The 12650-nt window shown below is 59.0% G+C and carries 11 protein-coding genes; 6 read left to right on the forward strand and 5 right to left on the reverse strand.

Annotated elements, in window-relative coordinates:
• Positions 1–96: 96 nt before the first annotated feature.
• Complete coding sequence (locus AC1DY9_RS07340; protein ID WP_457279501.1) at positions 97–606, forward strand: Lrp/AsnC family transcriptional regulator; 510 nt, start codon at positions 97–99, stop codon at positions 604–606.
• Here the strand turns inward: AC1DY9_RS07340 and AC1DY9_RS07345 are convergent.
• Positions 589–2436, reverse strand: a complete 1848-nt coding sequence (locus tag AC1DY9_RS07345) for a 7TM diverse intracellular signaling domain-containing protein (protein WP_477666174.1) — start codon at positions 2434–2436, stop codon at positions 589–591. The genes AC1DY9_RS07340 and AC1DY9_RS07345 overlap by 18 nt on opposite strands.
• A gap of 146 nt (positions 2437–2582) precedes the next feature.
• On the opposite strand from AC1DY9_RS07345, the gene AC1DY9_RS07350 reads away from it, so the two are divergent.
• Complete coding sequence (locus AC1DY9_RS07350) at positions 2583–3974, forward strand: esterase-like activity of phytase family protein (RefSeq protein ID WP_477666175.1); 1392 nt, start codon at positions 2583–2585, stop codon at positions 3972–3974.
• 86 nt (positions 3975–4060) lie between these two features.
• Here the strand turns inward: AC1DY9_RS07350 and AC1DY9_RS07355 are convergent, their stop codons facing one another.
• Both AC1DY9_RS07355 and AC1DY9_RS07360 read right to left on the reverse strand, forming a co-directional pair.
• Entirely contained in the window at positions 4061–5686 is a 1626-nt protein-coding gene (locus AC1DY9_RS07355) for a peptide chain release factor 3 (RefSeq protein WP_457279498.1), read from the reverse strand.
• A 147-nt stretch (positions 5687–5833) separates the two neighbouring features.
• Positions 5834–6082, reverse strand: a complete 249-nt coding sequence (locus AC1DY9_RS07360; protein WP_457279497.1) for a DUF1653 domain-containing protein — start codon at positions 6080–6082, stop codon at positions 5834–5836.
• 54 nt (positions 6083–6136) lie between these two features.
• Here AC1DY9_RS07360 and AC1DY9_RS07365 point away from each other — a divergent pair, with 54 nt between their 5' ends.
• The 4 genes from AC1DY9_RS07365 to AC1DY9_RS07380 all read left to right on the forward strand — a co-directional run bounded on the left by AC1DY9_RS07365 (position 6137) and on the right by AC1DY9_RS07380 (position 11829).
• Positions 6137–7393: an RsmB/NOP family class I SAM-dependent RNA methyltransferase gene (locus tag AC1DY9_RS07365; RefSeq protein ID WP_477666176.1), complete on the forward strand. Its 1257-nt coding sequence runs from the start codon at positions 6137–6139 to the stop codon at positions 7391–7393.
• Between the two features lie 199 nt (positions 7394–7592).
• Positions 7593–8792, forward strand: coding sequence for a DesA family fatty acid desaturase (locus tag AC1DY9_RS07370; RefSeq protein ID WP_457279495.1), 1200 nt, complete (start codon positions 7593–7595; stop codon positions 8790–8792).
• Between the two features lie 585 nt (positions 8793–9377).
• On the forward strand, positions 9378–11303 hold the full coding sequence (locus tag AC1DY9_RS07375; RefSeq protein ID WP_477666177.1) for a linalool dehydratase/isomerase domain-containing protein: 1926 nt from the start codon (positions 9378–9380) through the stop codon (positions 11301–11303).
• A 127-nt stretch (positions 11304–11430) separates the two neighbouring features.
• Complete coding sequence (locus AC1DY9_RS07380; RefSeq protein WP_477666178.1) at positions 11431–11829, forward strand: diacylglycerol kinase family protein; 399 nt, start codon at positions 11431–11433, stop codon at positions 11827–11829.
• A 296-nt stretch (positions 11830–12125) separates the two neighbouring features.
• Here the strand turns inward: AC1DY9_RS07380 and rpmG are convergent, their stop codons facing one another.
• Positions 12126–12293: a 50S ribosomal protein L33 gene (rpmG, locus tag AC1DY9_RS07385; protein WP_007863188.1), complete on the reverse strand. Its 168-nt coding sequence runs from the start codon at positions 12291–12293 to the stop codon at positions 12126–12128.
• An 11-nt stretch (positions 12294–12304) separates the two neighbouring features.
• Positions 12305–12538 carry a 50S ribosomal protein L28 gene (gene rpmB / locus AC1DY9_RS07390; RefSeq protein ID WP_293403299.1) on the reverse strand — a complete coding sequence of 78 codons (234 nt, stop codon included), beginning with the start codon at positions 12536–12538 and terminating at the stop codon, positions 12305–12307.
• Positions 12539–12650: the final 112 nt, after the last annotated feature.

The raw sequence follows: 12650 nt of genomic DNA on the forward strand, positions 1-12650 counted from the left end.
ACTTTACGCAGATTCATCCGGAAGGTGTTGCTTCAATATCGGGGAACGACACCATTTAAAAGCATAAAATGCTGCAAATAATCAATTTTGAAGATGATGCAGCTTGATAACCTTGATTTGAAGATTCTGGATGAGTTGCAGCGGGATGGCTCGTTGACCAACGTGGAGCTGGCGCGCCGCGTGCACCTGAGCCCTTCGCCGTGCCTGGCCCGCGTCAAGGCGCTGGAGGCCGGCGGCGTGATTGACCGCTATGTGGCCATTGCCAACGCGGCGGCGCTGGGTTTGGGCCTGAATGTGTTCATCTCCATCAGTCTGCGCACGCAAAGCAAGGAGTCGCTGGCCGACTTTGAACGGCGCATCGCCGAGCATGACGACGTGATGGAGTGCTATTTGATGTCGGGCGACAGCGACTACCTGATTCGTGTGGCTGTGGCCGATATCGGTGCGCTGGAGAAGTTCATCCTGGAGCAACTGTCACCGATTCCGGGCATCGAGAAAATACGCTCGAGCTTTGCGCTCAAGCAGGTCAGGTACAAGACGGCGCTGCCTTTGCCTGTGGCCAGGGCGCCTGAATCTGCCACCAGGGTGTCAGCGGCCCGGGGCTGAAGCCTGTTCGCTGGCCAGGGCCGGGTGTGAAATTTCAATTTCGTTGATCTTGGCCAGCAGGTCTTCCCGACGGCTCACGTCTTCTCCCGCGGCACTTACTGTATCGCTCGGTGAGTCGACAAACTGCACATAGCGCTTTGTTCCGGAGGCCATCTGGTGCAGGCGGGATTTGAGCCTTTCAACGACTTCCTGAGCGCTTGTCTGGGCGGTGGGCGTGTCATGCCAGAGGGCGACGTGCAGGTTAAAGGCATTGGCCTCGCCCAGCTTTTCAGAGGCGCGTATGCAGTCGGCCAGGATCTTGGTTGAAACTTCCGACAGGGTGGTGCGGTTGACCGGGCCTTCGATCAGCATCATGAAGTCGTTTTCGCCATGGCGAACCACGGTGTCCACGTCGCGTGCTGCCCCGCGCAGGATTTCGCCGATGCGGGAAAGTGCGGCACCGCGCTTCTGGTCGCTTGCCGCGTCATGGCTCGGGGCCTGGTCGAGCCAGCGCAACATCAATACGCCGAATGCCGACTTCTGCCGCCGCGCGCGAAGCAGCATGGGCGGCAGCCTGTCGTCGATGATCCGCGGCAGCATCAGCCCGCTGGCCGGGTCGTATGTCGCCAGTGCGGCGCTGCGGTGGTTGGCAAACAGTGCGGCCCGGCTGCGCCATGCCAGCACGAGGAAAACCCAGAGCAGACCGATCATCGCCGACAGGACACCGGCTGCCTGTGCCGCTTCAACATTCCAGACCCAGCCCGCGTTGTAGGAAAGCCGGGCCAGCGCGGCCAACCCGATGGGCGCGGCGCCCAGCAGGATGAGGAGGTTCCAGGTCTGTCCCCGCAACGACATCCACAAGAGGCTTCCCATGATGGCCAGGGTGGAAAACGCCAGCCACAGGTTGCGAAGATCTCGCGGCACGAGGTTCTGGCTGGCAGCCATCAGGCAGGCCATGAACAGGCTACCCGCCGCCACGATAAGCAGCAGGCGGTGTATGCGCGGGTAGCCGCTCTTGGCATAACTGGCCTGGGTGCAAAACCAGGCACCGGCGGCCATGCTCACCGAGGACAGCACCCAGCCCATGACCTGGTTCAGGTGTGCGCTGTGCGGCCAGATGCGCCAGCCGCCATAGCCGATCAGCACCAGCTGCGTGAACATGAGCGTGACCACGACGGCGCCGAACCACAAAAATACCTTGTTATGCGCCATGACGAACGCGGCCAGGCACAGAAAGGCCAGCAGGCTGAACATTCCCCACATCAATCCGATCACCACGCCAACCCGGGACGCGCCGTCGATGTACTCAATGGGCGACAGCAGCATGGGCCGCGCCGTGATGGCCCTGCGGTGCTCAAAGCGCAGGTAGTAGGTCTGCATGCCGTCGCCGCGCGTTTGCAGTTCAAAACTCGGCACGCGTGTACGCAAGGCCCATGCGGCCGGAGCAATCGCTTCGCCCGCGGACTGGACCAGCCAGCCGCCTTGCGGGTTGCGCGAAAAAAGGCTCGCCTTGAAGATCGCCTGGCCCGGCATCCGGATGTACCAGGTCTGCAGGGCTTCGGTGGCCGGCAGTGAAAAACTGGCCCAGACGTCTTGCGTGTTCGAGGTGGGAAGGATGGAGTCGTCTGTATAGGGCTGAAAGTTCCACGGCCCGGTTGCGGCATCGCCAGCCGTCAAGGCATCAGGTGACTCGATGGAATCCTTGGGCACCGCGACCCATTGCAGCGGCTGGGCCAGTGTGATTGTGGGACTGTCTTCGTACAGGCGGTCAAAGACCTGTGCATGGGCTGCGCCGAAGAATGCGCAGAGCAACATCAGGAAAAAACCACGCAGGCTTGCCGTTCGATACATCTGTATAGCTTATTGCAAAAAACGGCCTGCCCGGAAGGCCGTAGCCCTGCCGTGCAAACACCCGATGCGGACGCGGGGGCGCTGTGTGTAATCAGCGCGTCACATGCGTTGGCCACCATCCGCTTTTCATCAACAGTGGATTGCCCATGCCTTCTTCCCGTTTTGCCGCCAACCGGCGCCCCGCATTCAAATCTGTCTTCAAAGCCATCTTTCCTGCGCTGGCAGCCGTTGCGCTGGCTGCGCCGCTGCAAGCCCAGACCGCCTTTCCGGCCACACTGGCCGGCCATGTGGTGGTACCTGCCCAATCATTTATTGCCGCGCCCAAAGATGCGCCGCAGGACCTGCAGGTCAGCGGCAAGTTCACCAATGGCAAGCGCACGGAAGCGCTGGGCACGGTGGAAGGCCTGTCTGCCGGCAGGCCTACGGGTGTGGGTGTGCCTTTCAAGGGCCAGCCCTTGCAGGGCCATTCAGGCATCAAAAAAATGCCCGATGGCAGCTTCTGGATCCTGACCGACAACGGCTTTGGCTCCAAAGCCAATTCGCCGGATGCCATGCTGTACCTGAACCGCTACAAGGTTGATTTCAAGGCTGGTGCCATGAAGCGGCTGGAAACGATTTTCCTGCACGATCCCGACAAAAAAGTGCCGTTTCGCATCGTCCATGAAGGCACGAAGCAGCGCTACCTCACGGGCAGCGACTTTGACACCGAAAGCTTCCAGTTCGCCGGTGGCGCCTTGTGGATTGGCGACGAGTTCGGCCCTTTCCTGATCAAGGCCGACATGAAGGGCAAAGTGCTGGCGGTGTTTGACACGCTGGTTGACGGCAAGGCCGTGCGTTCGCCCGACCATCCGGCCGTGACAACTCCCGGCGTGCCGGGCGGCGCGGTGGATTTCCAGGTTCGCCGCTCCAAGGGTTTTGAAGGCATGGCAGCTTCGAAAGACGGCAGCAAGCTGTATGCGCTGCTCGAGGGCGCGCTGTATGACGCCGCCATCAAAGGCAATGAAAACGTGGGCGGCAAGGACTACCTGCGCGTGCTGGAGTTTGACGTGAAGAGCGAATCCTGGACGGGCCGCCACTGGAAATACATGCTGGAGAGCAACAGCCACGCGATCGGCGACTTCAACATGATCGACGGCACGACCGGGTTGATCATTGAGCGCGACAACGGCGAAGGCACGGCCGACAAGGCTTGCCCGGAAGGTCAGAAGCGCACCGACTGCTTCCACGACATTGCGAAGTTCAAGCGTGTCTACAAGGTGGAGCTGAGCGACGCCAATCCCGGCGGTGCGTTGCGCAAGATCGGCTACATCGATTTGATGGCCATTGCCGACCCGGCGAAGCTGGCGCGCAAGCCCCTGAACAACGGCGTGCTGACCTTCCCGTTCTTCACGATTGAAAACGTGGACGTGGTGGATGCCACACACATCGTGGTGGGCAACGACAACAACCTGCCGTTCTCCAGCAGCCGCGAACCCAACAAGGCGGACGACAACGAACTGATCTTGCTGGAAGTGGGCGATTTCCTCAAGGCCCAATAGGCCGGGGCTTCAGGATACGCGCGCAAGGTGCTATAGATTTTATAGCTGCTTGCGCATGTCCTGATTGGCCTGCAGGCCAAAAGTCCTTACATTTTCGACTGGAAAACCAGCCCGGCGTGCTCGCGCAGTGCATGGAACTTGATCTTGGGCCACTGCTGCTCCACGGCACGCAGGGTGGCGCTGTGATCCACCAGCAAGGTGGGCGCATCGACCGCATCCAGCGCCACGCGGTGGGCGTTGGCGTCCATGAATTTCTTGAGCTCGTTCGGGTCCTCGGACGTCACCCAGCGGGCCAGGTTGAAGTTGCTGCCCATGATGCGGGCCTTGACGCCGTATTCGTGCTCGAGGCGGTGAGCCACCACTTCAAACTGCAGCTGGCCGACAGCGCCCAGCAGCAGCAATGAGCCGGCAATCGGGCGGAACACCTGGATCGCGCCTTCTTCACCCAGCTGCGTGAGGCCGGCACGCAGCTGCTTGCTGCGCAGCGGGTCGGCTACCTCGACAGCGCGGAACATTTCAGGCGCAAAGAAGGGCAGGCCGGTGAACTGCAGCGCTTCGCCTTCGGTCAGCGTGTCGCCCAGCTGCAGCACGCCATGGTTGGGAATACCGATGATGTCGCCGGCGAAGGCGGTGTCGAGCAGCTCGCGGCGCTGGCTCATGAAGCTCACCACGGTGTTGGGCCGCAGCTCTTTGCCGCTGCGCACCACCTTCAGGCGCATGCCTCGGGTGAATTCGCCGCTGGCCACGCGCAAAAACGCGATGCGGTCGCGGTGGGCCGGGTCCATGTTGGCCTGGATCTTGAAGACCACGCCGGAGAATTTTTTCTCTTCGGGGTGCACCACGCGCTGGATGGCTTCGCGCTCCGCGGGTGCGGGTGCCAGGTCGACCAGCGCGTCCAGCACTTCCTGCACCCCGAAGTTGTTGATGGCCGAGCCGAAGAACATGGGCGTCTGTTTGCCGGCAAGGAATTCGGCGCGGTTGAATTCAGGCGTGGCACCGGCCACCAGCTCGATTTCACCTTGTGCCTGTGCGTATTCGGCGCCAAAACGCTTGGCGGCTTCGGCGTTGTCCAGGCCGGCCAGGATTTCATCGTCGCCGCCGGCTTTTTCTTCGCCGGGGCTGAAGACGCGCATGCGGTCTTCGCGCCTGTCGTAGACACCATGGAAAAGTTTGCCCATGCCGACCGGCCAGGTGAAGGGAATGACCGTCATGCCGAGTTCGCGCTCGATCTCGTCCATCACGCTCATCGGATCCTGCACCTCCCGGTCCATCTTGTTGACGAAGGTCAGGATGGGCGTGTTGCGCGCGCGGCAGACCTGCAGCAGGCGGCGGGTTTGCGGCTCAACGCCGTTGGCCGCGTCGATCACCATCAGCGCGGCGTCCACGGCGGTCAACACACGGTAGGTGTCTTCGGAGAAGTCCTGGTGGCCCGGTGTGTCGAGCAGGTTGATGACGCAGTCGCGGTATTCCATCTGCATGACCGAGCTCGCGACCGAGATGCCGCGCTGCTTTTCGATCTCCATCCAGTCGGAGGTGGCGTGGCGCGCAGCCTTGCGGGCTTTGACGCTGCCGGCGATCTGGATTGCACCCGAGAACAGCAACAGCTTTTCGGTCAGCGTGGTTTTACCCGCGTCGGGGTGGGAGATGATGGCAAACGTGCGGCGGCGCTTGACCTGTTTTTCGATTTCAGTGGAAGCTTGGGTTTCGGACATAACCCATGATTATCGGTGAGATGGCCCCCACGCTCCGCCGCTACGTGCCTTCGGCGTTCGCTGCCCCTTTCCTATGAGACAGGGGCTGGCCTTGCTTGGGGCGGCCCGGCGCGGCGGCCGCCGTTTCTTTTATTGGGGATGCGGTGCTTAACCAGGTTGCCGGGCAAATCGCGGTTGTTTCACCCCGTCGATCACGACCTCTTCATTGAACATGCCAGCAGGCCGCACCCATAGCCCTTTTTCGCCGTAGAGCGCGCGGTACAGAGTCATGGGCTCCAGGCTTTCGCTGTGGCGCACGGTGCCGACTACCTCATACAGCATGCCTTTGTAGTGGCGGTACAGACCGGGCGGGGTTTCTATCAGGGGAGGCAATGCGTGTGCGGTGGCTTCTGGCATGAGGGATCAGGGTTTAAAAATATTGCGCGGTGGCTCGGTGGGACAATGGAGGCTATGCATCCTAAAGCCTTACTCGACAGTTGTTCCGAGCTTCTCAAGCAGGTCCTCAAATTTGATCATCCCGCCGACATGGTGGTGTCGCGCTATTTCCGCGACTATCGCCTCGGCCCGCGTGAACGCGCCACCGTGGCGGAAACGATTTACGGTGTTCTGCGCAAGAAAAATCTTTATACCTATCTGGCCCAGCATGGCAGCGGCGCGCCGGAGCGGCGTCTTGCGATTCTTGGTTTCGCAGCGGACCGCGACTTTCTTATGGGTGCGCTGACCGACCAGGAAAAAGACTGGCTGGCGCGTTGCGACCAGGTCAAACCATCGGACCTGATGGAGCTGCATCGCCACAACCTCCCGCAGTGGCTGGTTGATCCGTTGAAAGAGCAGCTGGGTGATGATTTCTGGCCGCTGGTCGAGAGCCTGAACGCACCGGCCGGACTTGATTTGCGCGTCAACACGCTCAAGGACAAACGGGCTGAAGTCCAGAAGGAGCTTGCGAAAGCAGCTATCAAAACCGTAGCAACACCGTATTCGCCCTGGGGCCTGCGCATTGCCGACGGCAAGCCCCAGCTGGGCAAACTGGATGCCTTTACGCGTGGCGCCATTGAAGTGCAGGATGAAGGCTCGCAGCTGCTGGCCCTGCTGGTCGATGCCAAGCGCGGTGAGATGGTGGTCGACTTCTGTGCCGGGGCAGGTGGCAAGACCCTGGCCCTGGGGGCTTCCATGCGCAATACCGGGCGCCTTTATGCGTTTGATACGTCGGGGCACCGGCTGGATGCGCTCAAGCCGCGGCTGGCGCGCAGCGGCCTTTCCAATGTTCATCCGGTGGCCATTGCCCATGAGCGTGACGACCGGATCAAGCGTCTGGCTGGCAAGATAGACCGGGTCCTGGTGGACGCCCCGTGCTCGGGCTTGGGCACCCTGCGGCGCAATCCTGACCTCAAATGGCGGCAGACGCCCAAGGCGATTGAAGAGCTCAGGGCCAAGCAAGCTGCCATTTTGCAGAGCGCTGCGCGGCTTCTAAAGCCCGGCGGACGCCTGGTTTACGCGACCTGCAGCGTTTTGCGTGAAGAAAACGAAGCCATCGCTGAAGCCTTCAGTGAGGCGAATAAAGAGTTCAACGTCCTTGAAACAGGGCCCTTGTTGACTCATCTGGGGGTGGAACACGCGGAAAAGCTCTGCCGCGGACCCTATCTTCGGCTCTGGCCTTACCTGCATCAGACGGACGGGTTTTTCGCAGCTGTATGGCAAAAGTCGTGATATTTTTGGCGACAAAAGACGACAGATAGGCCGAAGTTACATATTCATTCGTGATTTTTCGCACTGTTTTGACCTTGGATCCTGTGCTGAAAGTGACTTGGTATTTGTGGGGGATCGCCTTACAATAAGTGGTTATTTTTTGCAGCGCCTGGAGACACATCTGGATGGGCGACTGCTTCAGATTGTTTAAAGGATTTTTATGATCTTGTTTGATGCGGCCCTCGACTGGCTTGCCAATGGGTTGCTTGCCGCCAGCTGGTGGCAAATCGTGTTGTACACGCTGGTGACCACCCATATCACCATTGCCAGCGTCACCATCTACTTGCACCGTCACCAGGCGCACCGCGCCATGGACCTGCACGCGATTCCTTCGCATTTTTTCCGCCTCTGGCTCTGGCTGGGTACGGGCCAGGTCACCAAGGAGTGGGTGTCCATTCACCGCAAGCACCACGCCAAGTGCGAAACCTCTGAAGATCCGCACAGCCCGCAGGCTTACGGCATCAAGAAGGTTTTCTGGGAAGGCGCCGAGTTGTACCGCGCCGAAAGCAAAAACAAGGAAACCATGGCCAAGTTCGGCCACGGCACGCCCAATGACTGGATTGAGCGCAACGTCTACACCCGCTATAGCTGGCAGGGCGTGGGCCTGATGATGATCATCGACCTGGCGCTCTTCGGTGCTGCAGGCCTGGCTGTCTGGGCCGTGCAAATGGCCTGGATCCCCGTGACGGCGGCCGGCATCATCAACGGCATTGGCCACTATTGGGGCTATCGCAATTTTGAGGCGCCTGATGCCAGCACCAACATTTCGCCCTGGGGCATCATGATTGGCGGCGAAGAGCTGCACAACAACCATCACACCTACCCGACATCGGCCAAGTTCTCGGTCAAGCCCTACGAATTCGACATCGGCTGGGTGTATATCCGTGCCATGGAAAAAGTAGGCCTGGCCTCCGTCAAGAAGGTCCCGCCCAAGCTCCAGCTGGGTTCCATCCAGCCTGTGGCAGATGAAAAAACCCTGGAAGCCCTGATCGCCCATCGCTACGAAGTCATGGCGGGTTTCGCGCGCGAACTGCGCCGCGCCGGCAGGGCGGAACTCGAAGTGCTGAAGGCCAAGAAAGCCGACGTGTCCGTGTTGCGCGCAGCCAATCGCTGGCTGCACCGCGATGACGACAAGGTGCCGGCCGCCGCCAAACCCCAGCTGGCGCAGGCCCGCGCCGAACACCCCGTGCTGGACAAGATGGTCACCATGCGGGAAGAACTGCGCCAGATGTGGCTGACCACTTCCGCTTCCCGTGAGCAGCTGGCTGCGGACCTGCAGGCCTGGTGCCACCGTGCTGAGGAAAGCGGTATCGCCGCCTTGCGCGAATTCTCGATGAAGCTGCGGGCTGCCCGCACCTGACCTGACGCTACATATCCGACCTGGTCACCCGGTCGAAACTTTAAGGCCGCTTCCGGAGAAATCCAGGAGCGGTTTTTTATTGTTCGGCGCAAGGTACGAGTTCCATGATCGAGCGCCCCAAGATTTGGTAATGGTAGGGTCGCTACCAGCGCACTGATCAGGGCGTTCGAGATTCGTCATCTTCTGCACACAGAAGAGCCTTCTCACGTGAATTGCGCTGAACCTGACACACTCTCGAGGTGAAAGCGCTGTCCCCACATTCGACAGCTGGTGGTCGCGCCCACTGACGAGCCAAACGCTGCCAACGGCAGGTCGTAGTGCTTGAGGTTCTTCCTCCAGGAAACCGGCTGTTTGCCAATACTCGAGGCAAGAATCGCGGAAACAGCGGCGCACCCTTGATGCAGATTCACACACCCGCAACTCAAAACGGGCTATTGGGTCGATGCAGCGTAATTGATCGTCTGGCGGTCGACTTCACACCTACTTCATACAGTTCATCAAGACCTCACAGGCGCGTATCAGACTGCACCTATCGAAAGCCGAGTGCATCAACCTGGTGTTTTCATTTCGAAGAAAGGTCGGTCTGTGAGTTCAATCCGTAGCGTCGCTGCTCTTCCGCCATACACACGAATTTTCGGTCCGGTAACGACAAGAAAGACTGTCCGACTTTTAAAACTGTATCTGCTGCTCGTTGCGGGCGGCTCGACTTTGCTGCTTTTCGGGCATCAGGATGGCTTGCAGATTTTCGGCTTGGGGTTGATGGTGCCGGGCGGCGGATTTCTGGCGCACGCCGATATCTGCACAGGCCGTGGCATAGGTCATATAGCCGCCTGGCTGTGCTCGGTTGGTGCCTTGGCGTTTGCGCTGTTGGTCTGGTTTGGCACGGGCAATGTGTTGCTGCCTCCGCTTGTTTGGCTCGGTTCGGCGTTTTGGGCCGCGAGCATGAGCCATGGTGCAATTCAGCCAGGTGTGGTTCTTAATGTGTACTGCGTGCTCGCGCTGTCTGCTGCGGCGGGCTGCCTGTCGATGCTGGCCTGGTTTATGTTTTCAGGCCGGCAAAGGCGCATCGATAACGACTACTTGATCCGACAAATGGCTCGATTGGACACGATCTTCACAGCCCAATCATCAAGGCAAAAACCGGAAATGTCTTTGGCGCATCTGCGTCGTCTGAGGTTCGCACTCGATCGGGCTCTGCAACCTTTCGATGAATTTTCGGGATTCGAGCAACGCGATCAATTTCAGACGGCGGCGCTTCGGTATCAAGTCAACTTTCTGGCTTATGGCATTGCCTTGACGCAGGCACGCTTCACGCCTGCGTTAGGCGGGTACATGAGCGACGCGCAAAGCAGGTTGCTGAACAAGCAGACACAGCATCGCGCATGGGCCTACTGGTCGCTGGAAAATCTATGGGGAAACTTGCGGTGGAACTCCGACCCTGCTGCCCGTGAAAACATCATGTACACGGGCTTCGTGGCGCTGCAGATGGCCTTGTTCCAGGCCAGCACAGGAAGTCAGGAGTTTTCGAAAAAAGGTGCCTTTACGCTGGTGCATCCGAACGGAAAACGCTACGAACACAGTTTTGAGTCCTTGCTGTCCAGTTTGGAAAAAGAATACGAACGTTCACCCTTCTATTTGATGGCCTGCGAGCCCAACTGGGTCTATCCCCTGTGCAACACAATGGGAGCCGCGGCATTGCGTGCCCACGATGCGCAGTACGGTCAGATGAAATGGGCCGGTCACGCGCCAGAGTTTCGCCGGCATCTGGACGCGGAGTTTCTGGATGGCATGGGTCGCTACGTGCCATGCCGTTCTACGTACATGGGATTGGCCTTGCCCGCCATTGGCGGCGCAATGCCCCTGGCGATGCCCTGCTACTTTTTGAATGCGCTGGAACCTGACCTGGCGCGTCGCCAATGGCTGTTGTTGAGACGTCAGATGTTCGATAGTCATGAGCGACTTCGACGCAGTGAATTCTGGCCCATCGATACGGGAAACTATGGTTTCTCAAGAGGGAGTGCTTACGCAGCGACGGCCTTGGCGGCGGCAGAGTTGGGCGATGAGTGTGTGTATCAAAACTGCATGGATGCCCTGGAGTACGAGTGTCCAACTACTCTCAGTCACGGGGTCGCCCACAGGAATAAGGCCTCGGTATGGGCGCATGGTGTCGAGCTGATGGCGCACTCGGGAGGGCGCGACAGCTTTCGAAACCTGATCAGTAACCCGCTTCCATCAAAAGGTCCCAGATTGGAACCCCTGTCCTATCCCGATGTGCTGGTTGCAGCTGCGCACTCCGATGCTGTAAGCAGCTCTTTGCAAGCGGTGCTGTACGGCGGAGCCGGTGATGGCATTAAGAGCTTGGGCGTGTCGGGCTTGCGTCCGTTGGCACCTTATCGGGTCACAGGCGCATGCCTGACGCAGGTTCTGGCTGATGGCATGGGAAATGTGTGCTTGCAGATTCCGCTTGCTGGGCGCACCTGTGTGACGCTAGAGCCGGCCGGCGCGCTGTGATGGGTTGCTGTATTTTGATGGCCACGGTATGGGGCTGCTTGTATGGGTTGCAGGTTATGCGGGTGTGCACCGTTCGACGTTCATGTGTTGCCCAGGCTTGGCGCTTGGTAAACAGGAAGGATGGGAAATGAAAGAAGTCCCTCATGCCCGCGCGGCGCAACGATTCACTCTGGTCGCACGCCTCAAGAGCTTTGGTTATGCCTTCGAGGGGATTGCCTTGATGCTTAAAACACAGCACAACGCATGGCTGCATCTCATCGCCACAATACTAGTGACGGGGCTGGCCGGTTGGTGCCGAGTGGACGCCGGCGACTGGCGCTGGCTGATTGGTGCGATGACCATGGTTTGGATGGCAGAGGCCATGAACACTGCAGTGGAGTCGCTCTGCGATGTTATGTCGCCACAATATTCGTTGGCAGTCAAATGCGCAAAGGATCTTGCCGCCGGCGGCGTGTTAATTGCGGCTTGCGCAGCAGCGGCAACCGGCGTCATAACCTTCTGGCCCTATTTGGAAAATAGTCTATAAAGTTCCGTCGATGACTCTGCTCTTGGAGTTAGCCTGAGTTGGTTGCGGATTTGGCTTGCCAGATGATTGCGTTGTGGCGCTGTGCGTGATGTGCCGCCTTGGTGGTAAGACTTAAACCACAGCTAGGCTTATGTGGACCAGATTTCGACAGGATTCAAACAAGCCGCGTAGCAACCTGCTTACTTGATGGGAGTTTTGTTTTCTAAATCCCAAAAAATAAAGGACACCGAGGTGTCCTTTATCTGGATGTGCCGACCGAGCGGTTAGTTTTTAACTAGGCACGGACTCGTAACTATTTATTTCAGCTTGATTTCTTTGTATTCCACGTGCTTGCGTGCCTTGGGATCAAATTTCATGATCAGCATCTTGTCGGGCGTGGTTTTCTTGTTTTTGGTGGTCGTATAGAAATGACCCGTGCCGGCAGTCGATTCCAGCTTGATTTTTTCGCGTGCGCCTTTAGCCATGATGCTTCTCCTTAGACTTCACCGCGGGCACGAAGGTCCACCAGGACCGCGTCGATGCCTTTTTTGTCGATCAAGCGCAGACCGGCGCTGGTGATGCGCAGGCGCACCCAGCGGTTTTCGCTTTCGACCCAGAAGCGGCGGTACTGCAGATTAGGCATGAACCGGCGCTTGGTTTTGTTGTTTGCGTGAGAAACATTGTTTCCCACCATCGGGCCTTTGCCCGTTACCTGACAGACGCGTGCCATGAGCACTCTCCGTAAAAAATTAGAAATCGGATGCTGGCAAAGGGTAAATCTGCACGAGACAGACCTGCAAATGCTCAGCTAAGCCATAGATTATAGCCTGAAAACTGATTTG

It is taken from the genome of Polaromonas sp. P1_F6 (genome assembly GCF_056405695.1).

What these genes read in the sequence shown, in the direction of transcription:
- rpmB (WP_293403299.1), bottom strand. Translation starts at nt 12,538, where the DNA reads ATGGCACGCGTCTGTCAGGTAACGGGCAAAGGCCCGATGGTGGGAAAC.
- AC1DY9_RS07340 (WP_457279501.1), top strand. Translation starts at nt 97, where the DNA reads ATGCAGCTTGATAACCTTGATTTGAAGATTCTGGATGAGTTGCAGCGG.
- AC1DY9_RS07355 (WP_457279498.1), bottom strand. Translation starts at nt 5,686, where the DNA reads ATGTCCGAAACCCAAGCTTCCACTGAAATCGAAAAACAGGTCAAGCGC.
- AC1DY9_RS07380 (WP_477666178.1), top strand. Translation starts at nt 11,431, where the DNA reads ATGAAAGAAGTCCCTCATGCCCGCGCGGCGCAACGATTCACTCTGGTC.
- AC1DY9_RS07360 (WP_457279497.1), bottom strand. Translation starts at nt 6,082, where the DNA reads ATGCCAGAAGCCACCGCACACGCATTGCCTCCCCTGATAGAAACCCCG.
- AC1DY9_RS07370 (WP_457279495.1), top strand. Translation starts at nt 7,593, where the DNA reads ATGATCTTGTTTGATGCGGCCCTCGACTGGCTTGCCAATGGGTTGCTT.
- rpmG (WP_007863188.1), bottom strand. Translation starts at nt 12,293, where the DNA reads ATGGCTAAAGGCGCACGCGAAAAAATCAAGCTGGAATCGACTGCCGGC.
- AC1DY9_RS07365 (WP_477666176.1), top strand. Translation starts at nt 6,137, where the DNA reads ATGCATCCTAAAGCCTTACTCGACAGTTGTTCCGAGCTTCTCAAGCAG.
- AC1DY9_RS07350 (WP_477666175.1), top strand. Translation starts at nt 2,583, where the DNA reads ATGCCTTCTTCCCGTTTTGCCGCCAACCGGCGCCCCGCATTCAAATCT.
- AC1DY9_RS07345 (WP_477666174.1), bottom strand. Translation starts at nt 2,436, where the DNA reads ATGTATCGAACGGCAAGCCTGCGTGGTTTTTTCCTGATGTTGCTCTGC.